Genomic DNA, 21,458 nt, shown 5'->3' on the forward strand with positions numbered 1-21,458 from the left:
ATGGCCGCGCCGATCATCGAGGCGGACGGTCTGGGCATCAGGTTCGTCCGCAACCGTCGCCGCCAACTGCGGCTGCGGGAGCTGTTCATCCACCGTGGCGCGCGTGGCGCGCTGCCCGGCCAGTTCTGGCCGCTGCGCGACGTGTCGTTCGCCGTCGAGCCGGGCGAGACGGTCGGGGTGATCGGCCGCAACGGCACCGGCAAGAGCACCCTGCTACGGCTGATCGCCGGGGTGCTCATACCGGACGAGGGCGACATCCGGGTACGCGGCGCGGTGGCCCCGCTGCTGGAGCTGTCCGCCGGTTTCTCCAACGACCTGACCGGGCGGGAGAACCTGCACCTGGTCGGTGGGCTGCACGGGCTGTCGACGAGCTACCTGAAGGGGCACTTCGACGAGATCGTCGAGTTCGCCGGCGAGCAGGTGCAACGGGCCATCGACACGTCGGTGCGGCACTACTCGTCGGGGATGAAGGTGCGGCTCGGCTTCGCGATCATCTCGCACCTGCCGCACCCGATCCTGCTGATGGACGAGGTGACAGCGGTCGGGGACGCGGAGTTCCGCAAGAAGTGTTACGCGACGATTGATCGTCTGCTCGGGGAGGGGCGCACGCTGGTGTTGGTGTCACACAACGAGAAGGACCTGACCCGGTTCTGTCGTCGGGGGTTGTACCTCGACGCGGGCCGGTTGACGCTAGACGGCACGATCGCCGAGGCGCTCGACGCGTACCACACCGCGGTCCCGCGGTGACGCTCGCGATAGTGCTCGCCGCCGCAGCGCCCGCGGCGGGCCTCACCACCGCGACCGGCGAGCCGCTGGCCGACCGCCTGACCACCCAGCTCCGCCAGGCGGGCGCCACCGAGGTGCGCTTCGTCGCCAGCCTCGACGAGCTGGCCGATCTGGTCACCGCCGCCACCGCGCCGGTGCTGGTCACCGGCGTCGACCTGGTCGCGCACACCGCCGTGCTGCGGCACCTGGCCACCAGCCCGGTCGGGCCCACCGTGGCGCTGGTGCTCGGCGACCCGCCGGTGCCCGGTCGGACCGCGGTCCGCGAGGAGCGCGGCCAGGTGGTCGACGCCGGCGCGCCGGGCGAACTCGACGGGGCCGCCACCGGGGTGTTCGGCGGCGCGCTGCGGGTCGGTGTGGACGACCTGCCGAACCTTGCCGCCGCCGCGCGGGCCGCCGCGTCCGGGATCATCCCCGTCGCCGCCCCGATCGGCCCGTCCGGCGACGTCTCGCCGCTGCCGGCAGTGGCCGGTGCGGCCGGCTCCGCGACACCGGCCACTGCCGGCGGCCCCGGGTCCGCCGTGGACCGGCTGTTCGCGGGCCTCGCGGCGCTCGGCACCCTGATCTTCGCCCAGCGGGTACGCCTGCTCGTCGCCCACCGGGTCGAGGACGCGGCCGGGCTGGCCGCTGCCGAGGCGGCGGTGACCGCTGTCGACGAGGACCGGGCCGAGCTGCGGCTCTCGGTCAAGGAGCGGGACGACTTCTTCTCCACCTACTTCGTCAGCACCTGGTCGCCGTACGTGGTCCGGTTGGCGGCCCGGCTCCGGCTCACCCCGACCGGGGTGACGGTGATCTCGGTGCTCTTCGCGCTGGGCGCGGCGGTGCTGTTCGGGGTCGGTGGGCGGCCCGCGCTGGTCGGTGGCGCGGTGCTGCTCTACCTCGGGTTCGTGCTGGACTGCGTGGACGGCCAGTTGGCCCGCTACACGCGTAACTTCAGCGCCTGGGGTGGCTGGCTGGACACGATGGCGGACCGGGCCAAGGAGTACCTGGTCTACGCCGGGCTGGGTTTCGGGGTCAGCCACGCCGGGCTGGGCAACGGCTGGGCGCTGGCCATCGCCGCGATGACGTTGCAGACCGTGCGGCACATGACCGACACCTGGTACGGGGTGCTGCACGACGAGGCGGCCCGCCGACCGCGTACGGCGACGGGTGCCAGCGGCGGGATCGGTGACCGGTTGAACGCGGCGTCGACCCGGGTGCAGGCGGACACCGGCTCGGTGTCGTACTGGCTGAAGCGGACGGTGGTCTTCCCGATCGGCGAGCGGTGGGCGCTGATCGCGCTGACGGTGGCGCTGTTCAACCCGCTGGTCAGCCTGGTCGCGGTGCTGGTGTGGGGGGTGCTGGCGTTCGCGTACACCGGTGCCCTGCGTACGCTGCGGGCCCGCTGGATGTGGGTGCCGGTGCTGGACACCGTCGACGCGACCCTGCACCGCGACGACGGGCCGCTGGCCCGGTGGCTGCCGGTGGTCCGCCCGATGGGGCCGCTGACGCTGGCGGTGATCGCGGCGCTCGGCCCGGCGGCGCTGCTGGTCGTGGCCTTGTCGGCCGACGATCCCGAAGGGCTGCGCTGGGCGGTGCCGGTGGCGCTGCTGGTGCTGCTGCTCGGTGGCCTGGGGGCCGGCGCGGCGCACAACGGCCCGCTGGACTGGCTGGTGCCCGCGGCGTTGCGGGCCGCCGAGTACCTGTTCGCCATCGCGGTCGGCGTGATTGGTGGCGCGCCCGGTTGGCTGGTCTTCGGGTACGTCTTCGTGCTCACCGTGCACCACTACGACCTGACCGCCCGGCTGGAGAAGCGGCAGGCGGCGCCGCCGCTGCACGCGGCCACGCTGGGCTGGGAGTGTCGCTCGGTGCTGCTGGCCCTCACCGCGATTGCCGGCACCGCGAGTGTCGGTCTGGCTACACTCGGTGCGTACCTCTTCGTGGTCTTCCTGGTGAGCGTCGTCCTGGCCTGGTTCGTACGACCGGCCAGCAGCGCGCGGGCGTCGGTCGCGCCGGCGGGTGCCGGAGGTGCCGCGCCGCGCTGACGGAGGGACGGCCGGATGACCCTGATCAGCTTCGTGGTGCCGGCCTACCGGGTGCAGGGCTACCTGCGGGAGTGCCTGGACTCGGTGCTCGGTCAGCCGGAGTCCGACATCGAGGTGATCGCCGTCGACGACTGCTCGCCGGACGCCAGCGGCGACATAATCGACGAGTACGCGGCCCGCGACCGGCGGGTCCGGCCGGTCCGGCTGCCGGAGAACGTCGGCCTCGGTCCAGCCCGCAACACCGGGCTGGACCGGGCCGTCGGCGAGTACGTGTGGTTCCTCGACGGCGACGACTGGCTGGCGCCGGAGTGCCTGACCGAGGTGGCCGAGCGGTTGCGGGCCACCCGTCCGGACGTGCTGCTCGTCGACCACGTCCGCACCCACTGGAACGACACCGCGACCCGCAGCGCGATGGCAGAGGTGTTCCCGGAGTCCCCCGGAGCGGACACCTTCCGGCTGCGGGACCGGCCGGAGGCGATGCGCCTGCTGCACACCGCGTGGAACCGGCTGGTCCGCAGGGAGTTCCTCGTCGACCTGGGGCTGCGCTTCGCCCCCGGCTGGTACGAGGACGTCTCGTTCAGCTACCCGGTGCTGATGGCCGCGCGGCGGATCGGCGTACTCGATCGGGTCTGTGTCAACTACCGGCAGCGCCGCGCGGGCGCGATCACCCGGACCCGCGGTGACCGGCACTTCGAGGTCTTCGCGCAGTGGCACCGGGTCTTCGACCTGATGGATGCGTGGCGGCCGGCGACGGACGCGCTGCGACCGGCGGTCTTCGAGCGGATGATCTGGCACTACCTGACGGTGCTCGGCAACGGCCAGCGGATCGCCCCCGAGCTGCGGCCGGCGTTCTTCGCGCAGATCACCGCCGACTACGAGCGCTGGTTGCCGGCCGGCGGCTACCCGGTGCCGGGTGGGGTCGAGGGAATCAAGCACCGGCTCGTCGCCGCCGGGCGCTGGCGGACCTTCAGCGCGTTGCGGGCGGCCGGCCGGGCCCGCGACGTCGCCCGCCGGCAGGCCCGCGCCGCCCGACGCGCTGTCGGCCCGGTCGCCCGCCGGGGTGCGCGGTTGACCCGCGAAGGGCTGCTCCGCGAGTACTACCGGACGGAGTTGCGCCGGCCGATCGATCCGACGCTCGCCGCGTACGCGGCCTACTGGTACCGCGGCTACTCCTGCAACCCGGCGGCGATCTACGAGGCCGCCCGGCGGTTGGCGCCCGGACTGCGCGGGGTGTGGATCGTCCGTCGGGACCGGGTGGACACCGTGCCGCCCGGGGTGGAGTACGTGGTCGCCGGCACCCCGGCGTACTACCGGACGCTGGCCCGCGCCCGGTGGCTGGTCAACAACGTCAACTTCCCGGACTTCGTCCGCAAACGAGCGGGGCAGGTGCACCTGCAGACCCACCACGGAACGCCGGTCAAGGTGATGGGCCTGGACCAGCAGCGGTACCCGGTCGGCGCGGGCCGGATGGACTTCGCCGGGCTGCTGCGCCGGGTGGACCGGTGGGACTACAGCGTCAGCGCGAACAGCTTCTCCACCCAGATGTGGGACCGGGCGTACCCGGCCACGTACACCACCCTGGAGGTGGGCTACCCGCGCAACGACCGGCTGGTCACCGCCGGCCCGGACGAGGTACGTCGGCTCCGCGCCGAGTTCGGCCTCGACCCCGACGAGCAGGTCGTCCTGTACGCCCCGACGCACCGCGAGCACCTGCCCGGCTACCGGCCACCGTTCGACCCGGACCAGTTCGTGCGGGCGCTCGGTGAGTCGGGTCGGTTGCTCATGCGCAGCCACTACTTCCACGACCGGGAACGGCGCCCCGGCCGGCCGGGGGACTGGCAGCGGGTACGCGACGTCAGCGGCCACCAGCGGGTGGAGGATCTGTACCTGGTGGCCGACGTGCTGGTCACCGACTACTCGTCGGCGATGTTCGACTACGCGGTGCTCGACCGGCCGATAGTGCTCTACACCCCGGACTGGGAGGCGTACCGGCTGGCCCGGGGGGTGTACTTCGACGTCACCGCGGAGCCGCCGGGCGCGGTGGCCAGCACCTTCGCCGACCTGCTGGACCTGTTCCGCGCCGACGCGGTGCGCTCGGACGCGGCGACGAAGGCCCGCGAGCACTTCCGGGCCCGGTTCTGCACGTTGGACGACGGGCACGCGGCGGAGCGGGTGGTCCGCCGGGTCTTCCTCGGCGAGCCGGGCGAGCGGTCCGGGCGCTGCTGAGCGAATTGTGTCGTGTAATGGCAGCGTCATTGGTCGAACATGAGACGTTTACCCGATGTCCTAACTGAATGATCCTGGTCACAGTCTTCTGGGGTTCGACGACGAGCTGGGGGGAAGACGGTGAGCACCGTCACGCTCAAGGATGTGACCAAGGTCTTCAGGGACGGCACGCTTGCCGTCGACAGCATCAACCTCGACGTGAACGACGGCGAGTTCATGGTGCTGCTCGGCCCGTCCGGCTGCGGCAAGTCCACAGTGCTGCGGATGATCGCCGGGTTGGAGGACCCGACCCAGGGCGCCGTCATGCTCGACGGGGAGCTGGCGAACGACCTTCCGCCGCGGGACCGCAAGATCGCCATGGTCTTCCAGGACTTCGCGTTGTACCCGCACATGACGGTCGGCGACAACATCGCCTTTCCGCTGCGGCTGGCCGGGGTCGAGCCGGCGCCCCGGGGCGAGCGGGTCAGCGACGTGGCGAGCGCGCTGGGCATCGGCGACGTGCTGGCCCGCAAGCCGGGCCAGCTCTCCGGCGGGCAGCGGCAGCGGGTGGCGATGGGCCGGGCGATCGTCCGCCGGCCGGGCCTCTTCCTGATGGACGAGCCGCTGTCCAACCTCGACAGCGGGCTCCGGGCCGAGCTGCGCGCCGAGATCTCGGGCCTGACCCGGGAGCTGGGCGTCACCACCGTCTACGTCACCCACGACCAGGCCGAGGCGCTCACCATGGCCGACCGGGTGGCCATCATGCGCCGGGGCGTGCTCCAGGACGTGGGCACACCCACCCAGGTGTACGGCCGGCCGGCGACGCTCTACGTGGCCGCGTTCCTGGGCAGCCCGCGGATGAACCTGCTGGAGGCGTCGGTCTACGTCCACCTCGACCGGTACGTCACGCTCAACCTCGGTGACCAGGCGCTCTACCTGCCCTGGAACGACATCCGCAGTCGTGCGGTCGCGCACTACCACGGCGAGCGGATCGTCGTCGGCATGCGGGCCGAGGCGCTCACCCCGGTAGCCCCGGACAGCCCTGGCGACGTGCTGCGCGGTCGGATCCGCTATCTGGAACACCACGGGCACGAGTCGTTGGCGTTCCTCGACATTGGAGCGACAGCGATCATGGTCGACGAGATGGGCACGCCGCTCGACCCCCCGCCGGTGGGCCAGCGGGGCCTGCGCCGGTTCAGCTCGGTGATGCAGCGACTCACCGGTAAGCCGGTGGAGACCCCGGAGCCCGCCCCGGCTGCCGGCAACCAGACCAGCGTGCTTCCCGATCCGGGTCGGCACCACCGCAGGCCGGCGGAGTTGGCGGTGCGGCTGGCGCCGTACCCGGCGGTCAGCGCCGGGCACCCGCTCGCCGTGTCGGTGCGGATGGACGCGCTGCACTTCTTCGACGAGCGCGGCGACCGGATCGACGTGGGTTGGCGTTGACGGCTCGCTAGACCCGTCCCGGCTGTTGTCAATTGTGGTGAGCATGAACATCGGGTGTCGGCCGGGTGGGGGGCGATCGACCTTGCCCGACAGGTTACTGCCGAGTAACGTCAGGCCATGACCATCGACTCCCGCCAGGTGGCGGCCGGCATGCTGGACGCGGTGCCGTTCGCCCGTACGCTCGGCCTCGAATTCGTCGAGGTGGCACCGGAGGCGGAGGGCGGCGTACGGGCGGTGGTCCGGCTGCCCGACTCACCGGCCACGCACAACCACGTCGGCGGCCCGCACGCCGGCGCCATGTTCTCCCTCGGCGAGACCGCGTCCGGGGCTGTCGTCCTGGCCGCCTTCGGGCAGCTGCTCGACCGGGCCGTGCCGTTGGCCGTCCGGGCCGAGATCGCCTACCGCAAGCTCGCCATGGGTCCGGTGCTGGCCACCGCCCGGCTCGGCCGGCCGGCGCGCGAGGTGGTCGACGAGTTGGAGGCCGGTGCGCGCCCCGAGTTCCCCGTCCACGTCGAGATCGCCACCGAGGCCGGTAAGCCCACCTCGGCAATGACGGTGATCTGGACCCTGCGGCCGAACTGAGGCGTGTCGGCGCGACGGAAACGGGTTTGACGGCCCGGCGCTGTGGATAGATTCGTACCGTGCTGGGCCTACCTGCTCATGTGTCCGCCTGTCTCTTCGACCTGGACGGTGTGCTGACGCAGACCGCCCGGGTGCACAACGCCGCCTGGAAGCAGACGTTCGACGAGTTTCTCCAGCAGCGCGCCACCCTCTCCGGCGAGCCGTTCCAACCGTTCGATCCGGGGCCGGACTACAACCGTTACGTGGACGGCCGGCCCCGCGCCGACGGCGTCCGGGCGTTCCTCGCCTCCCGTGGGATCGTGCTGCCCGAAGGCAGTCCGGACGATCCACCGGACGCCGACACCGTCAACGGCGTCGGCAACCGCAAGAACGTCCTGCTCTTGGACCAGCTGCGTACCTCGGGGGTGGAGGTCTACCCGGGCTCGGTGCGCTACCTGGAGGCGGCGCGCGCCGCCGGCCTGCGCCGCGCCGTGGTCACCGCCAGCGCGAACGGGCGCGAGGTGATCGCCGCCGCGGGGTTCGAACCGCTGCTGGAGGCCCGGGTCGACGGGCTGGTCACCCGCGCGCAGGGGCTGCGTGGCAAACCGCACCCCGACACGTTCCTCGCCGGGGCCCGGCTGCTCGGCGTCGACCCCACGCGGGCCGCCGTGTTCGAGGACGCGCTTTCCGGGGTGGCCGCCGGTCGTGCCGGTGGGTTCGGCTACGTGGTCGGCGTCGATCGGGTCGGGCAGGCCGACGAGTTGCGCGCGCACGGCGCCGACATCGTCGTGACCGACCTCGCCGACCTGCTCGACGTCGCCGACCCGCCCGCGCCGACCCGCACCACCGCCGCGCTGCCAACCGGCGAGCGGGGCTCCGCGTGATCCGGGAACGCGCCTATCCGGTCGAGCCGTGGCACGTACGGGAGACCCGGCTGGACATGGACGTGCTGGCCCAGTCCGAGTCGGTCTTCGCGCTCTCCAACGGACACGTCGGCCTGCGGGGCAACCTCGACGAGGGTGAGCCGCACGGGCTGCCCGGCACCTACCTCAACTCGTTCTACGAACTGCGTCCGCTGCCGTACGCGGAGGCGGGCTACGGCTTCCCCGAGTCCGGCCAGACCATCGTCAACGTGACCAACGGCAAACTGATCCGCCTGCTCGTCGACGACGAACCCCTCGACGTGCGCTACGGGGAGCTGCTGTGCCACGAGCGGGTCCTCGACATGCGGGCCGGCACCCTGCACCGGGAGCTGCACTGGCGCTCGCCCGCCGGCCGCGAGGTCAAGGTCCGCAGCACCCGCCTGGTCTCGTTCACCCAGCGGTCGGTCGCCGCCATCAGCTACGAGGTGGAGGCCGTCGACGGCCCGCTGCGGCTGATCGTGCAGTCCGAGTTGGTGGCGAACGAGTCACTGCCCGCCCAGAGCAAGGACCCCCGGGTCGCGGCGGTGCTGGAGTCGCCGTTACAGGCCGAGGAGGAGCTGACCACTCCGGACGGAGGTCAGCTCATCCACCGCACCAAGGTCTCCGGGCTGCGGGTCGCCGCCGCGATGGAGCACGAGGTGCACGGGCCGGACCACACGACGATCGAGTCGGAGGGCTACCAGGACTGGGTACGCACCACCATCGGCTGCGTGCTCCAGGCCGGCCAGAAGCTGCGCGTGATCAAGTATCTGACGTACGGCTGGTCGAGTCGACGGTCGCTGCCCGCGCTGCGCGACCAGGTCGGCGCGGCGCTGGCCGGCGCCCGGCTGGACGGCTGGGAGGGGCTGCGCCGGGAGCAGCGCAGCTACCTGGAAGCCTTCTGGGACGCCTCCGACGTGCTGGTCGAGGGCGACCCGGAGGTGCAGCAGGCGGTCCGGTTCGGGCTCTTCCACGTGCTCCAGGCCGGCGCGCGGGCCGAGCAGCGGCCGATCTCGGCGAAGGGGCTGACCGGTCCCGGGTACGACGGGCACGCGTTCTGGGACACCGAGATGTTCGTCCTGCCGGTGCTCACGTACACCCAGCCGAGCGCGGTGCGCAGCGCGTTGCAGTGGCGGCACAGCACCCTCGAGTCGGCCCGGGAACGGGCCGAGGCGCTCAACCTCCGCGGCGCCGCCTTCCCGTGGCGGACCATCGAGGGGCAGGAGTCCTCCGGCTACTGGCCGGCCGGCACCGCCGCCTTCCACATCGCCGCCGACATCGCCGACGCCCTGCGCCGCTACGTCCTGGTCACCGGCGACACCCAACTGGAACGGGACATCGGGCTGGAGCTGCTGGTGGAGACCGCCCGGCTGTGGCGGTCGATCGGCCACCACGACCGGCACGGGCAGTTCCACATCGACGGCGTCACCGGCCCCGACGAGTACACAGCGGTGAAGAACGACAACATCTACACCAACCTGATGGCACAGCGGAACCTGCTCACCGCCGCCGACGTGGTGATGCGCTACCGGGATGAGGCGCTCCACCTCGGGGTCACCGACGAGGAGGCCGCGAGCTGGCGGGACGCCGCCGCGTCCATGCACATCCCGTACGACGAGGAACTCGACGTGCACCAGCAGGTGGAGGGCTTCACCCGGCTCCAGGAGTGGGACTTCGCGCACACCCCGGCGGAGAAGTACCCGCTGCTGCTGCACTACCCGTACTTCGATCTGTACCGCAAACAGGTGGTCAAGCAGGCCGACCTGGTGCTCGCCATGCACTGGCGGGGCGACGCGTTCACCGCCGAGCAGAAGGTGCGCAACTTCCTCTACTACGAGCGCCGCACCGTACGCGACTCGTCGCTGTCGGCCTGCACCCAGTCGGTGCTCGCGGCCGAGGTGGGTCACCCGGAGCTGGCCCACACCTACCTGCGCGAGGCCGCGCTGATGGATCTGCACGACCTCAACGAGAACACCCGCGACGGCGTGCACATGGCGTCGCTGGCCGGCGCGTGGCTCGCGCTGGTCAGCGGATTCGGTGGCCTGCGGGACCACGACGGCGAGCTGTCGTTCGCTCCCCGGCTCTCCAGCCGCCTCAGCCGCCTCGAGTTCTCGCTCCAGTGGCGCGGGCTGTCGCTGCGGGTGGACGTCCGGCCGCACCAGACGACGTACTCGCTGCGCCACGGCGGCCCGGACGACGTGGTGGAGCTTCGCCACCACGGCCAGGTCCTCCAGGTGACCTGCGACGAGCCGGTGACGGTGCCGGTTCCGCCGGCCGATCCGTCCGGCCCGGCGCCCGAGCAGCCACCGGGCCGCTCCCCGCTGCTGCGGCTACCGGAGCACGAAGAGTGACGGTCGGGGCGGGACAATCCCGCCCCGACCACCTCCGCATCCGGGTCAGACCGGCTCGCCGGTCGAGGGGCGCCCGATGGCGTCCCGGGGCGCCGCCGCCTTCGGGTCGTCGGGTAGGCGGGCCGAAGCGGCCTGATCCCCGAAGTCCTGGTCCCCGACGTTCCGGCCGCGCGCGGCGTCCTGCTCCCGTCGGGCCCGCTCGGTCTTCTGCTGCTGCTCGGAAATCTGCTGCTTGGCCATGGCGATCCTCGCGATCCGTCGGGGCGCCGCTGCGCCGACACGGTCTGCGGTCGCTCGTCGCGTACCCGACGCCCCCTCCGGCAAACGCGGCCCGCCGGCGCGGCGACCAGCGGGCGTGCGGCGCGGCACGCGGGGTACCCGCTGTCGTAGCCGAGCACGCGGAGGTGCGGACGTGGACGAGCAGCGGAGCACGGTGACCGTTCCGGTCGGGGACGCCCGACTCACCGCCGACGTGACGCTCCCGGCCCAGCCGGTCGGTGTGGTGCTGTTCGCGCACGGCAGCGGCAGCTCCCGGCACAGCCCGCGTAACGTCGCGGTGGCCCGGACGCTCAACGACAGCGGACTCGGCACGGTGCTGGCGGACCTGCTGACTCCCGCCGAGGACGAGATCGACGCGCGCACCGCCGAACTGCGCTTCGACATCGGGCTGCTGGCCAGTCGGCTGGTCGGGATCGTCGACTGGCTGGGGGTCGAGCGCCCCGCTGGAGACGTACCGATCGGTCTGTTCGGGGCCAGCACCGGCGCGGCCGCCGCACTGGTCGCGGCGGCCTCGCGCGCCGACCGGGTGCGGGCCGTGGTCAGCCGTGGCGGCCGGCCGGATCTGGCCGGTAACGCGCTGACGCAGGTGCGCGCCCCCACGTTGCTGCTGGTCGGTGGCTCGGACGAGGAGGTGCTGACGCTCAACGAACGTGCCGTGGCCGAGCTGGGACCGGTGGGCGAGGTTCGGGTGGTAGCCGGTGCGACCCATCTCTTCGAGGAGTCCGGCACCCTGGAGCAGGTCGCCGCCGAGGCCGCCACCTGGTTCGTCACCCACCTCCGCCGGTGATCACTCCGCCGGCAGCAGGCCCGCGTTCGCCCGCCGCTGCTGAACGGTGTCGATGACCCGCCAGAGGACAGCGGTGATCGGGACGCTGACGAAGGCCCCGGCGATCCCACCGATCAGGGTGCCCGCGGTGACCGCCACCAGGATCACCGCCGGATGCAGGCGGACCTGCCGTTTCATCACCAGCGGCTCCAGCAGGTTGCCCTCGATCTGCTGAACGGCGATCACCGCCGCGAGGGTGAGCAGGGCGGTGGTGGGCCCGTTCGCGGCCAACGCCACCAGCACCGCCACCGCGCCGGCCACCGTCGCCCCGATGATCGGCACGAACCCGCCGAGGAACGTGATCAGCGCCAACGGCAGGGCGAGCGGAACCCGGAGCACCACCAGGGCCAGTCCGATGCCGATCGCGTCCACGGCGGCGATGAACATGGTGCCCCGGCTGTACGCGCCGAGCGTCTGCCACCCGTTGCGGCCGGCCTCGGCCAGCACCGGCCGGTTCGCGCCCGACACCCGGGACAGCACCCAGTGCCACATCGACCGGCCGTCCTTGATCAGGAAGAAGAGCAGGACCAGGGCGAGCAGCGCGGAGCCGAAGACCTCGGTGGCGGTCCGGGCGCCGGCCACCGGGTCCGGGGAGCTACCACTGAGCCCTTTCCGGGCCTGCTCGACCAGCCGGTCCAGCTGTGCCTCGCTGACCGGCAGGGTGGACGTCACGAAGTCCCGGCTGCGCTCGACCCCCTGGGTCAGCTCCTGACTGAGCTGGTCGAACTGGCTGGCGGTCAGGTTCCACACCAGGGCGCCGACACCGACCAGGATGCCGAGCAGCAGGAGCACCGAGCAGAGCGCGGCCAGCGCCGCCGGCACGCGCAGCCGGCGGAGCCGGAGCTGCACCGGGTCGAGCAGCGCGGTCAGGAAGATGGTGGCGGCCAACGCGATGGCCAGCGGCGCCAGCAGGACGGCGACCCGGCCCAGCAGGTAGAGCCCGGCGGCGACCACCACCAGGCAGGCGCTCCACAGCACCGTGGTCCGGACCAGCCAGGGCAGCGTCGCCCAACTCTGCCTCGGGCCGGGTTCGCCGGACGTCGTCCCGGGTTCCTCCGCTGCCGCCATGTCGGTCCTCCTCGATCTCGGCGAGGTCGGTACCCAGCCGGTCGTGCGCCGACACCCGTTTCACGCCTGCTGCGCGCGACTGCCCGCGCGGATCGTACGCCGGTTGCGGGCCTCCGGGTGGGCGTTCGCGGAGCACGACCCGTCCGACGGCGTTTGCGCGGTCGGACCGGGGGAAGGCAACCAACCGGGAGCACACCGAAGGAGGAGCACAGTGGGCGACTTCATGGACAAGGCGAAGGACTTCGCGGACAAGCACGACAAGCAGGTCGACCAGGGCCTCGACAAGGCGGGCGACATGGCCGACAAGCGCACCGGCGGCAAGTACTCCGACAACATCGACAAGGGCGTCGACCAGGCGCAGGCGCGTACCGGTGAGGGTGACCAGGTGCGGTGACCGGCGTCGTCCCCGGGCCGGCGCACGGCGTCCGGACCCGGGGATGCCCGGTCCGGAGTGGACTGCCCGCTCAGCGCTGCCGGCGAAGCTCCTCCGGCGAGGTGGGCCGGCCGGTCAGGGCGTCGCGTAGCCGGTCGACCAGCCCGATCCCGGGAGCGAGCAGCCGGTGTGCCGTCGGGTGCTCCGGCCCGGCCGGATGCGGTCGGGTCGGACCGAGCTGTTTGATGGCAGTCACCTTCGCCACCGCGTCGACCAGCTCCTCCCGGGCCGTCGCCGCGCGCAGCCGGGGGAAGAGTTCGTTCTCCTCCTCCCGTACGTGGTCGCGGACGACGCCGGCCAGGTAGCTCAGCAGCTCGTCGAAGCGCGCGCCGGACGGATCGGTCGACTCCCACTCCTTCATGGCCCGCTCAACGTCGGCGTGTTCCGCGATCTCGCTGTCCGCGATCTCGTTCCCGTCGGGCAACACCTTGCGGGCGATCGGATAGACGTACGCCTCCTCGGCCACCGCGTGCCGGACCAGCTCGGCGATCACCACGTCGGCGAGGTGACGGCGGTGCTCCGCGGCGCCCTGCCGGGTCTCCAGCTCGACGAGGAGCGCCTCGACCGTGCGGTGGTCGGAGATCAGCAGGTCGACGACGTCACGATCGTCGGTGATCTGCGAATCGCTCATGTCACGGCCCCTTACCGGTTGCGGTCGGTGGGAGGTGTGTGGCAGTGGTACCCCCACGGGGATAACCGAACCCACAGTCGACGATGTGTTCAACGGTGCCGGTGGGTCCCCGGGTGACGGTGCCGACCGACCGGCGCGATTGCCCCTCCGATCGTGGGGTAACCGCCGCCATGACCACCGACCGCCCGCACGCCGACCGCGACCGGTCGCGGCTCGACGCGGTCGCCGAACGCGGCGGCACGGCGGTTCAGCGGGTACGCCACCGCGGTGGGCGCGCCGGCCGGATCCGGGCCCGGCAGTGGGAACTCACCCTGGTGATCTCCATCCAGGCCGGGCTGGCCGCGGCGATCGCCGCCCTGCTCGCCCAGCACCTCCTCGGCCCCGGCTCGCACGTCTTCGCCCCCGCCGCCGCCGTCGGTACGATCGCCACCGCCATCGGGCAGCGGGCCCGGCGTACCTTCGAGCTGCTGGGCGGCGTCGGCCTGGGCATCGTCATCGGCGACGGGCTGCGCTACGTCCTCGGCTCGGGCCCGTGGCAGACGGGTGTGGTGGTCGCGCTGGCCATCGCCGTCGCGTTGCTGGTGGCCGGCAAGGGCGGCGCGCTCGTCGGTCAGGCCGGTGGTACAGCGGTGCTGATCGCCACGCTCGCCCCGATGAACCGTGGTCTGGAGCTGCCCCGGATCTTCGACGCGCTCGTCGGCGGGGCGGTCGGCCTGGTGGTGGTGGCGCTGTTGTTGCCGGTCAATCCGATGCGGGTGCTGGACCGGGCCGCCGCGCCGATCTTTGCGATCCTCTCCCAGCAGCTCGGCGAATTGGCCGAGGCGATGCGCGACCGTGACGAGGACCGGAGCCTGAAGGTCCTGGACCGCCTGCGCGGCACCGACGACGACCTCAGCCGTCTGCACGACGCGTTGAGTGGCGCGGAGGAGGTGGTGACGATCGCCCCGGCACGGTGGCACCGCCGGCAGCAGTACCACAGGTACGCCCGCAGCGCGGCTCAACTGGAGCGGTTGCTGTTGAACAGCCGCGGCATGGCCCGCTGGTCGACGACAGCGCTGCAGTACGACGAGCCGATGCCACCGGAGCTGCCGGACGCGATGAGCCGGTTGGGTCAGGCGGTCGCCGAGATGCGCACTGAGTGCCAGACCGGTGAAGATCCGAAGCGCATGCGCCGGCTCGTCGAGGAGTGCGCCGAGTCGGCCGGACGGGCGGTCGCTACCGGGGTGGGCTCGTTCGGCGAGTCGCTGGTGACCGGACTGCGTACCGCGTCGAGCGACCTGCTCAGGGCGTGTGGTCGCGAGCCCGACGACGCCAACCGGATAGTGCGTCGGGCGGCCGGCGCCGGCGAGGCCGAGATCCACCCACCGGCCCGGAGACAGATGCGGCGGCCCCGGCCGCCCCGGGCCGCCCGGGCTCGTCGCCGCGCGCACGTCGCCGCCCGTGTCCGCGCCGACAGCCGGACCGGTCCCCCCGCGCGGGAGAGACCGGCCCGGTGAGGTTGTCCCGGTCAGGAGGAGTAGCCGCGCTCGGCGATCCAGTTGGCGACCTTCGGCAGGCTCATCCAGTACTCGCCGAGGGCCGGGTCGGCCGGATCGGCGACCCGGATCAGGTCACCGTTGTCGCGGTAGCCGACCAGGGTCAGGTAGTGGCCACCCTCGTACGAGTGCGGGTTGCCGTCGGTGTCCACGGTGGTGCCCTTGATGTTGGCCACCACCGGCCGGCCCGCGTCCACGGCGGCCAGCACGTCGCGGCGCAGCTGCTCGACCTGCTCCGGGCGGGCCACCGAGTCACGGATCTCGGTGGTCCGGTACCTGCCCCCGGTCAGCTCGTTGAGCACCCGGGTGGTGTCCAGGGCCGAGGGGGTGCCCGCCTCGGTGGTGCCGAGCAGCGTCGCCACCTCGTCCTGGGAGACCGCCTTGCCCTGGGCGGACAGGGCGATCCGGGTCGCGGCCGGGCCGCAGTAGTAGAAGTTCGGCTGGGCCTGGTAGTCGATCGCGAGGACCCGCTCGGCCGGCCTGTCCTTCTGGCTCGACGAGGCCGGGGCGACCGGGGCGGTCGACGCCGGAGCGGCCTGCGCGGCCACCGCCGGGCCGAGGACGCAACCGCCGGCGACCAGCAGGCCGGCGACGGACAGACCACTCCTGTGCACGATGGGGTTCATTGTCGAGTCTCCGTTCGGGGGGTTGGCGTCCCCGCTCGTCGCGGCGGACGGCAGCACCGGGAATGGCGCTCGGCGCACGTGGGACGTGACCCGCGGTGGCCGCGACCCTCGGCTTACCGGGTACGCAACCGCTCCGCCTCCTCGAGAATTCCGCCCACGGCGAGACCCCGCCGGTCGCTCAGAGGCTGCCCAACAACCCGGTCACGGTGATCTCGATGACGACCCGTTCCGGATTCGGACGCGGGGGCCGATACCGCGCCGCGTAACGACGCTCCGCCTCCGCCACGGCGGCCCGATCCGACCGCACCACCGCGCGGCCCTCGATGGTCAGCCACCGTCGGCCATCCACGTGGCAGACGGCGACGGACGCCCCGGACGGCCCCGCGGCGGCCACGTGCCGGGCCTTGCGCGAGGTGCCGGAGGTGATCACCCGGGCCAGTCCGGCCTCCGGGTCGAGGGTCACCCCGACGGGTACGACGTGCGGGGTCCCGTCCGCCCGCAGCGTGGTGAGCGTCGCCAGGTGGCGTTCCGCGCAGAAGGCGACAACGCGTTCATCGCGCACACTCAGCCGATGATCGCCCGCCACGCCCGTCTCCCGTCTCCCGAACCGGCCCCGATCATGGCACGCGGCGACCGGTCCGCCGCCGGTCCGGCGGGGCGTCCGGCTGACCGGGCAGCTGCCGACCGGCAGCCCGCCGCTGGTGCGCCAGCCGGGTGAGGTAGATCAGCGCGCCGGCCAGCACACCCATGTCGTCCAGGTAGATCGGGTCCGGGAGCACGTCGACCGGGAAGATCGTGTAGATCAGCGCGCCGTAGAAGGCGACCTTCCCGCCCGCGCCGAGACCGGTCAGCAGCCGCCGCGTACGCACCACCCGCACCGCCAGCACCACAGCGCCCACGAGTGTGGCGAGCGCCAGGACGCCGGCAACCACCACGAGGACCCACGCCTGTCGGGACATGCCGTCACGCTAACCCACCGGACCCCACGCGGCTCAGAACGCGGGCACCGTCGCCCGGCCGCGCGCCACCACCGCGTTCTCCCGGGTCTGCTCGACCGACGGTCGGGCCACCTCGCTCAGCGGCAGCACAGACGCCGACTCCGCGACCCGCCGGCCGGTGGCGGCGTGCGCCTCCTCACGCAGACTGCGGGCCGCCGCCACGGCCACCTCCGCCGCCCGCCAGGCAGCCTGCTCCCGCTCGCGGGCCGCGGCGTGCCGGGCCGCCAGGTTGTCGCGGATCGCCCGCCGCAACACGAGTTCCTGCTCGACCGGATGCAGCCGCGGGTCCCAGCCGTCGCGATGTGCGAACACGTCGCTGAGCTGCTCCACCGACAGTTCCCGCCGCCAGTACGCGTCCAGGGCCGCCCGGTGCAGGTAGCGCTCACGGTCCGCGTACTCGGCCGGGGTCCGGGTGGTCTGCGGCAGCGGCATCGCCCGAGCGGCCTCGAGCCGGCGTACGGCTGCCTCGGCCCCCTCGTACGCCTCCCAGGCCGCCTCGACCGCCTCCTGCGCGGCGATCCACTCCGCCCGGCGGCGCTGGGCGGTCGCGCCGGCCCGCTCGGCTGCCACCGCGATCTCCTGCGCGTACCGGCCCTGCTCGCGCTCCTCCTGCGCCCGTTCCAGGTCGCTCGGCATCGCCGCACGGCGGATCCGGGCGCCCGGATCGAAGCGGAGCCGACCGGGTCGCAGCAGGAGGGCGGAGACGGCGACGCCGATCACCGCGAGCAGGGTCAGCCAGATGACGGCGGCGAAGGAGAGGTCCGGCAGGGCGGCGGAGAGGAGGGATTGCATGATCAGCACCTCACGGTCGAAGGCGGGTATCGACGGGCGGTGGGAGGGCCCGGGCAGCGCCGGTCGGCCAGGTGGCGGGTGATGTCGTCGGTCGCGACTCAGGTGCCGCGACGGATCACCCGGGACCGGGCCCCGGGGATGACCGGGCCGGGGTCAGCGGGTGGGCGGACCGCGCCGGGCGGGAGCGGCGCGGCCGGGCTCGATGGCCGGCGCGTGCCCCGGGTCGACGGTGATCGCGACGACAGCCGTCGTGGTGTGGCTCGACTCGGACGGCGGGGCGACAGCGGGCCGGCCGGCTCGTTCGGTGGCCGGCCCGGCATCGGGGCGCACCGTGGCCACCTGGCTGCTCACGGCGCTCGGCCGCAGCGGGGTGGGGGCGGGCGGCGGGGTCGCGGCGAGGGCGGCACCGAGGCCGACCGCGAGCACCAGCGCGGTGATCGCCAGTCGGGTCAACTCCCGTAGTGACCGCAGCGCGGCCCAGCGGGCCGGGCGGGCGGACACTGCGGAGGACACCCCACCAACCTATCGCCCGTCGCCGGAGATCGCAGCACGGCGACGGCCCGCACCGGGGTGACAGCCACCACCGTGGCACTGTGGACGACTTCGAGCAGCACCGTGCCCCCGACCCGGAGCAAGCCGGACGGGGGCACCGCGCTCGGGTGGCACCGCCGCTGGGGGGAACCCGCCAGCGACGAATCGCAGTCAGTCTCCCGTGCCGAGCACCGGCGGGGCGGCCTGATCGCCGTCCCGCCACACCATCTCGTCCTCGGTCAACCAGGTCAGCCGGTCGTCGGAGTCGTCGTCCTGCGGCCGGCCGTGCCCGCCGAGCACCCCCGGACGACCGCTGGCGCTGCCGGACCCCGGTCGGGCATTGCCGCCACCACCGCGTTGGCCGTCGAAGCTGCGACCGATCCCGTTGACCGGGCGGCTCTCGGCAGGGGCCGGCGCGCCGGTCGGACGAGCCGCCGGCGGGGGAGTGCCGCCCGAGCCCGCGAGCGCACCACTGCGCAACACCCCACCGGCCGGCGCCCCACCCGGCGCCGCGTAGAGCAGGCTGGGGCCGGTGTTGACGCTGGTGGCCACCGTGGGCGACCCGGACAGGCCGAGCAGACCGGCGGCGCCCCCGCCGACCAGCGCGCCCCCGACCAGCGGATCCGCCCCGGCGAGGGAGGTGCCGCTGGCACTGCCCACCCCGCCCGGGCCGATGACCGCACCGGGACCGCCATCGACGCCGTCGTGGCCGGGGATCGTGGTGTCGCCGGTGACCGGCGGCCGGTCGACCCGGTCCGGCGTCGCGCCGGTCGCGTCACCGCCGCGCACCGTGCTGTCGCTGGCGTGGGGGCCGGCGCTCACCGTGGCGATGCCTGACACGCCCTGGGGCGTCGTCGGGTCCTTGCTGACCCCGTTCGGCGTGTCCGGATCCGGCGGCGGCGGGTCGACCACCCGGTCGTAGGCGGAGATCTGGTAACTGTTGGCCAGGTCGGCCACCAGGTTCACCATCCGCTGGTGGGCCTTCTCCTGCTCGGCCTTGTCCTGCTGGTGACCCGCGATGCCCCCGACGATCGCACCGGTCAGGCCGAAGGTGGCGGCACCCTTGATCGCGCCACCGATCAGCTGGTCGTTGTCGTCGGTCTCCTCCGGGCTCTCCGCCTGCTTGTGGGCGCTGCGCAGATGGTCGGCCATCATGGTCAACCCCTGCTTGATGCCCGCCATCCCCTCACCCAGCGCGTCGCTGTGCGCAACGATGAAGCCGAGTCGGCGGTGGAACTCGCGACCAGCGGAGCCCGTCCAGGTGTTGGCGAGCTTCTCGAGGTCGCCGTTCAACTCCCGGCTGAGCCCGTCGAGGATGCCCTTGAGCTCGGCCCACTGGGCGGCCACGCCCTCGATCTGCTCCGGCTTGCCCGCCATCAGGGCGTCATACAGCTCCTGATGGCTGTTGCCCTGGTAACGCTGCGTGTATTCAGACACCGTGGTCCCCCTCTGGCTGCAACGCCCGGTCGACAGGGGTCAGCGCGGCGGTGACATCCTCGGCGTTGGCCGCGTTACGGGCCTCGGCGGTGCGGTAGTTGCTCAGGATCGTGCTGGTCGCCTGCTGTGCCGCGAGCACCGCCTGTCGGATCCGCTCGGCCTGGTCCACGTAGGACTGGTGCACGGCGCTGTAGTGACGTGCCTGGTCGGTGGCGTCGAAGAAGGTGCCCAGCGCCGGAGGGCGGCACTGCATCTCGGTGTTGAGCTTGCGGAGCACCGACTCGGCCTGGCTCAACCGTGCCGCCAAGTGCTCGTGGAAGTCCTCAAGGGACAACAGGTCGACTTCCGTACGCCCGGCCATGGCAACATCCCCGTCGTTCTGGTTGATAACCGTCAGCGACATTCAGGTTAGTCCACCACCGCGATTCCGGGCGACCCGCCGACACTGCTCAACCGTCGGCGCCCGGCGATCCGGTGGCCGCCACGTCACCGGCCCCGCTGCTGGCCGTACCCCCGCTGGCCGGAGCGGACGGCGTCGCGCCGGACGGCGGCGCGGCGGAGGTCGGTGCGGCGGAGGTCGGTGCGGCCGGCTCCGGCACGTCGGGCGCGAAGACGGCCAACGCGTTCTCGTGGTTGAGGGTCGGACCGGTCGGGATCAGCGAGAGCAGCGAGCCGGGCACCGCCAGCGGGGTGACGCCGCCGTAGCCGAGCACCTCCAGGGTCTCCGGGGAGCCCAACGGGTACCTGATGCCCTGCGGGCTGATCAGGTAGATGGTCGAGCCGGCCGCGCCGGACCCGCTGGTGCCGGCACCCGGTGAGGCCTGCGCGATGACCCCCTTGCCGCCGGGCAGCAGCACCCCCTCGGCGGTGCGTACGGCGTCCCGGCCGGTCTGTCGCACCGGCACCATGCCGGGATCGCTGTCGGTCAGCTCGACCGGCACCCGGTCGAAGACCTCCAGCGTGGTGGTCGGCGGACCACCGGCGCTGCCCGCCCGGTACGTCGCGCAGAGCGTGGTCTGGCCGGGCCGGGCCGGGTAGAGGGCGGGCATGGTCTGCGGCATCCCCTCCTCCTCGATCCGCTGCTCGACGAGCACCTCGCTGGCCTGGTTCGGGGTGATGTCGGTGATCTGGGCCCCGTCGCTGACCAGCAGCAGGGCGGTGATCTCGCTGACCGAGACGAGACCCTCCCGGGTCAGCACGTAGTGCCGCCCGGCGGCCTTGAACACCGAACCGACCGCGTGCAGCCGCCCCGCGATCTTCCGGTTGCTGGCCTCGCCCGCACCGCGCAGGGTGGGCCGGCGCAGCGGCGGCCCGGCCGGTACGGCATTGAGGAGCTGTTGCCCGACCCGGAGTCGTTCGGCTCCGGCTATCTGCAGCGCCGTCGTCGTCCGCGCCACGTCGAGCACCTGGAGCCGGATGTCGTTGGTGAGCAGGTACCGCTGGTCGTCCGCCGAGACCAGCACCGCGCGGTCGCCGAGTGGCGTACCGCCGGGCAGAGCCCGGTCGATCACGAGACGGGTGGTGGAGCGTTGCGTGTCGACCGGGTCGGGCACGTCGCAGACCGACCACGGCAGCCCGGTGAGCGACTTGCGGTCCGGCAGGGCGTCCGGTGCGCCGACGATGCCGAGGGTGACGCCACGTGGCCGGTCCCGCAGGGACGCCTGGGACATCGTCCGGACCGCGGCGCTCGGGTCGTTCACGATCAGTCGGGCCGAGGCGTAGTTGAGTGTCGGGTGCAGCTTGCCCTGGAGGAACACGTACGTCGCGCCGGTCTCCCGTTCGATGACCAGGGTCTGGTCCTCCAGCGGCGCGGTGTTCCCGGTCAACTGGCCGTAGGCGCCCACCCCGCCGAGCACGACGGCCGCGGCGATGACACTGCCGAAGACCGCCATCCCGAGCCGCCGCATCGGCAGGTTGGTGGTCTCCGGGTCGCCGGACAGCAGCGCGGAGACGATGCGGCGGGTGACGAAGCGGTACGCCTGCACCTGATCGCGGCGGGTCCGCATGACTTACCTCCGGCGGGGTGGATCCGC

At 72.9% G+C, this 21,458-nt stretch carries 21 protein-coding genes; 10 read left to right on the forward strand and 11 right to left on the reverse strand.

Annotated elements, in window-relative coordinates; genetic code table 11:
• From O7634_RS11870 to O7634_RS11900, 7 genes are all read left to right on the forward strand, one after another.
• The gene (locus O7634_RS11870) at positions 1 to 747 is read left to right on the forward strand and encodes an ABC transporter ATP-binding protein (protein WP_278150186.1); all 747 of its coding nucleotides are present in this window, start codon (positions 1 to 3) and stop codon (positions 745 to 747) included.
• Positions 748 to 758: 11 nt separating this feature from the next.
• The gene (locus O7634_RS11875; RefSeq protein ID WP_278153948.1) at positions 759 to 2,807 is read left to right on the forward strand and encodes a DUF5941 domain-containing protein; all 2,049 of its coding nucleotides are present in this window, start codon (positions 759 to 761) and stop codon (positions 2,805 to 2,807) included.
• 15 nt (positions 2,808 to 2,822) lie between these two features.
• Positions 2,823 to 5,033: a bifunctional glycosyltransferase family 2 protein/CDP-glycerol:glycerophosphate glycerophosphotransferase gene (locus O7634_RS11880; RefSeq protein ID WP_278150187.1), complete on the forward strand. Its 2,211-nt coding sequence runs from the start codon at positions 2,823 to 2,825 to the stop codon at positions 5,031 to 5,033.
• A 120-nt stretch (positions 5,034 to 5,153) separates the two neighbouring features.
• Positions 5,154 to 6,455: an ABC transporter ATP-binding protein gene (locus tag O7634_RS11885; protein WP_278150188.1), complete on the forward strand. Its 1,302-nt coding sequence runs from the start codon at positions 5,154 to 5,156 to the stop codon at positions 6,453 to 6,455.
• A 117-nt stretch (positions 6,456 to 6,572) separates the two neighbouring features.
• Positions 6,573 to 7,037, forward strand: coding sequence for a DUF4442 domain-containing protein (locus tag O7634_RS11890; protein WP_278150189.1), 465 nt, complete (start codon positions 6,573 to 6,575; stop codon positions 7,035 to 7,037).
• Positions 7,038 to 7,096: 59 nt separating this feature from the next.
• On the forward strand, positions 7,097 to 7,900 hold the full coding sequence (locus tag O7634_RS11895; protein WP_278150190.1) for a beta-phosphoglucomutase family hydrolase: 804 nt from the start codon (positions 7,097 to 7,099) through the stop codon (positions 7,898 to 7,900).
• Positions 7,897 to 10,269, forward strand: coding sequence for a glycoside hydrolase family 65 protein (locus O7634_RS11900; protein ID WP_278150191.1), 2,373 nt, complete (start codon positions 7,897 to 7,899; stop codon positions 10,267 to 10,269). The genes O7634_RS11895 and O7634_RS11900 overlap by 4 nt, the downstream gene beginning before the upstream one ends.
• 45 nt (positions 10,270 to 10,314) lie before the next feature.
• Here the strand turns inward: O7634_RS11900 and O7634_RS11905 are convergent, their stop codons facing one another.
• Positions 10,315 to 10,509, reverse strand: a complete 195-nt coding sequence (locus O7634_RS11905; protein ID WP_278150192.1) for a hypothetical protein — start codon at positions 10,507 to 10,509, stop codon at positions 10,315 to 10,317.
• A gap of 172 nt (positions 10,510 to 10,681) precedes the next feature.
• Between O7634_RS11905 and O7634_RS11910 the strand changes: the two genes are divergently transcribed.
• Entirely contained in the window at positions 10,682 to 11,335 is a 654-nt protein-coding gene (locus O7634_RS11910; protein WP_278150193.1) for an alpha/beta fold hydrolase, read from the forward strand.
• Here O7634_RS11910 and O7634_RS11915 read toward each other — a convergent pair whose 3' ends face one another.
• The gene (locus tag O7634_RS11915) at positions 11,336 to 12,442 is read right to left on the reverse strand and encodes an AI-2E family transporter (RefSeq protein ID WP_278150194.1); all 1,107 of its coding nucleotides are present in this window, start codon (positions 12,440 to 12,442) and stop codon (positions 11,336 to 11,338) included. It lies immediately after the preceding gene.
• 211 nt (positions 12,443 to 12,653) lie between these two features.
• Here O7634_RS11915 and O7634_RS11920 point away from each other — a divergent pair, with 211 nt between their 5' ends.
• Positions 12,654 to 12,836, forward strand: coding sequence for an antitoxin (locus O7634_RS11920; protein ID WP_278150195.1), 183 nt, complete (start codon positions 12,654 to 12,656; stop codon positions 12,834 to 12,836).
• 70 nt (positions 12,837 to 12,906) lie between these two features.
• Here the strand turns inward: O7634_RS11920 and O7634_RS11925 are convergent, their stop codons facing one another.
• Complete coding sequence (locus tag O7634_RS11925; protein ID WP_278150196.1) at positions 12,907 to 13,506, reverse strand: hemerythrin domain-containing protein; 600 nt, start codon at positions 13,504 to 13,506, stop codon at positions 12,907 to 12,909.
• A gap of 170 nt (positions 13,507 to 13,676) precedes the next feature.
• Here O7634_RS11925 and O7634_RS11930 point away from each other — a divergent pair, with 170 nt between their 5' ends.
• Positions 13,677 to 15,002 (forward strand): FUSC family protein, encoded by a 1,326-nt coding sequence (locus O7634_RS11930; RefSeq protein ID WP_278150197.1) that lies wholly within the window; start codon positions 13,677 to 13,679, stop codon positions 15,000 to 15,002.
• Positions 15,003 to 15,013: 11 nt separating this feature from the next.
• Here the strand turns inward: O7634_RS11930 and O7634_RS11935 are convergent, their stop codons facing one another.
• The 8 genes from O7634_RS11935 to eccB form a co-directional block, all read right to left on the reverse strand.
• Entirely contained in the window at positions 15,014 to 15,667 is a 654-nt protein-coding gene (locus tag O7634_RS11935; protein WP_278150198.1) for a C39 family peptidase, read from the reverse strand.
• A gap of 178 nt (positions 15,668 to 15,845) precedes the next feature.
• Positions 15,846 to 16,253, reverse strand: a complete 408-nt coding sequence (locus O7634_RS11940) for a TIGR03618 family F420-dependent PPOX class oxidoreductase (RefSeq protein WP_278150199.1) — start codon at positions 16,251 to 16,253, stop codon at positions 15,846 to 15,848.
• Positions 16,254 to 16,284: 31 nt separating this feature from the next.
• Complete coding sequence (locus O7634_RS11945) at positions 16,285 to 16,626, reverse strand: YkvA family protein (protein ID WP_278150200.1); 342 nt, start codon at positions 16,624 to 16,626, stop codon at positions 16,285 to 16,287.
• Between the two features lie 33 nt (positions 16,627 to 16,659).
• The gene (locus O7634_RS11950; RefSeq protein WP_278150201.1) at positions 16,660 to 17,457 is read right to left on the reverse strand and encodes a hypothetical protein; all 798 of its coding nucleotides are present in this window, start codon (positions 17,455 to 17,457) and stop codon (positions 16,660 to 16,662) included.
• A gap of 153 nt (positions 17,458 to 17,610) precedes the next feature.
• Positions 17,611 to 17,970: a hypothetical protein gene (locus tag O7634_RS11955; RefSeq protein ID WP_278150202.1), complete on the reverse strand. Its 360-nt coding sequence runs from the start codon at positions 17,968 to 17,970 to the stop codon at positions 17,611 to 17,613.
• 189 nt (positions 17,971 to 18,159) lie between these two features.
• Positions 18,160 to 19,425, reverse strand: coding sequence for a WXG100 family type VII secretion target (locus O7634_RS11960; protein ID WP_278150203.1), 1,266 nt, complete (start codon positions 19,423 to 19,425; stop codon positions 18,160 to 18,162).
• Positions 19,418 to 19,828, reverse strand: a complete 411-nt coding sequence (locus tag O7634_RS11965) for a hypothetical protein (RefSeq protein ID WP_278150204.1) — start codon at positions 19,826 to 19,828, stop codon at positions 19,418 to 19,420. The genes O7634_RS11960 and O7634_RS11965 overlap by 8 nt, the downstream gene beginning before the upstream one ends.
• 46 nt (positions 19,829 to 19,874) lie before the next feature.
• Positions 19,875 to 21,431: a type VII secretion protein EccB gene (gene eccB / locus O7634_RS11970; RefSeq protein WP_278150205.1), complete on the reverse strand. Its 1,557-nt coding sequence runs from the start codon at positions 21,429 to 21,431 to the stop codon at positions 19,875 to 19,877.
• Positions 21,432 to 21,458 lie beyond the last annotated feature (27 nt).

The sequence above is a fragment of the Micromonospora sp. WMMD1120 genome (assembly GCF_029626235.1).
In the GTDB taxonomy this organism is placed as follows: domain Bacteria; phylum Actinomycetota; class Actinomycetes; order Mycobacteriales; family Micromonosporaceae; genus Micromonospora.

What these genes read in the sequence shown, in the direction of transcription:
- O7634_RS11950 (WP_278150201.1), bottom strand. Translation starts at nt 17,457, where the DNA reads ATGCAATCCCTCCTCTCCGCCGCCCTGCCGGACCTCTCCTTCGCCGCC.
- O7634_RS11870 (WP_278150186.1), top strand. Translation starts at nt 1, where the DNA reads ATGGCCGCGCCGATCATCGAGGCGGACGGTCTGGGCATCAGGTTCGTC.
- O7634_RS11935 (WP_278150198.1), bottom strand. Translation starts at nt 15,667, where the DNA reads ATGAACCCCATCGTGCACAGGAGTGGTCTGTCCGTCGCCGGCCTGCTG.
- O7634_RS11890 (WP_278150189.1), top strand. Translation starts at nt 6,573, where the DNA reads ATGACCATCGACTCCCGCCAGGTGGCGGCCGGCATGCTGGACGCGGTG.
- O7634_RS11925 (WP_278150196.1), bottom strand. Translation starts at nt 13,506, where the DNA reads ATGAGCGATTCGCAGATCACCGACGATCGTGACGTCGTCGACCTGCTG.
- O7634_RS11945 (WP_278150200.1), bottom strand. Translation starts at nt 16,626, where the DNA reads ATGTCCCGACAGGCGTGGGTCCTCGTGGTGGTTGCCGGCGTCCTGGCG.
- O7634_RS11915 (WP_278150194.1), bottom strand. Translation starts at nt 12,442, where the DNA reads ATGGCGGCAGCGGAGGAACCCGGGACGACGTCCGGCGAACCCGGCCCG.
- O7634_RS11880 (WP_278150187.1), top strand. Translation starts at nt 2,823, where the DNA reads ATGACCCTGATCAGCTTCGTGGTGCCGGCCTACCGGGTGCAGGGCTAC.
- O7634_RS11965 (WP_278150204.1), bottom strand. Translation starts at nt 19,828, where the DNA reads ATGTCGCTGACGGTTATCAACCAGAACGACGGGGATGTTGCCATGGCC.
- O7634_RS11930 (WP_278150197.1), top strand. Translation starts at nt 13,677, where the DNA reads ATGACCACCGACCGCCCGCACGCCGACCGCGACCGGTCGCGGCTCGAC.
- eccB (WP_278150205.1), bottom strand. Translation starts at nt 21,431, where the DNA reads ATGCGGACCCGCCGCGATCAGGTGCAGGCGTACCGCTTCGTCACCCGC.
- O7634_RS11905 (WP_278150192.1), bottom strand. Translation starts at nt 10,509, where the DNA reads ATGGCCAAGCAGCAGATTTCCGAGCAGCAGCAGAAGACCGAGCGGGCC.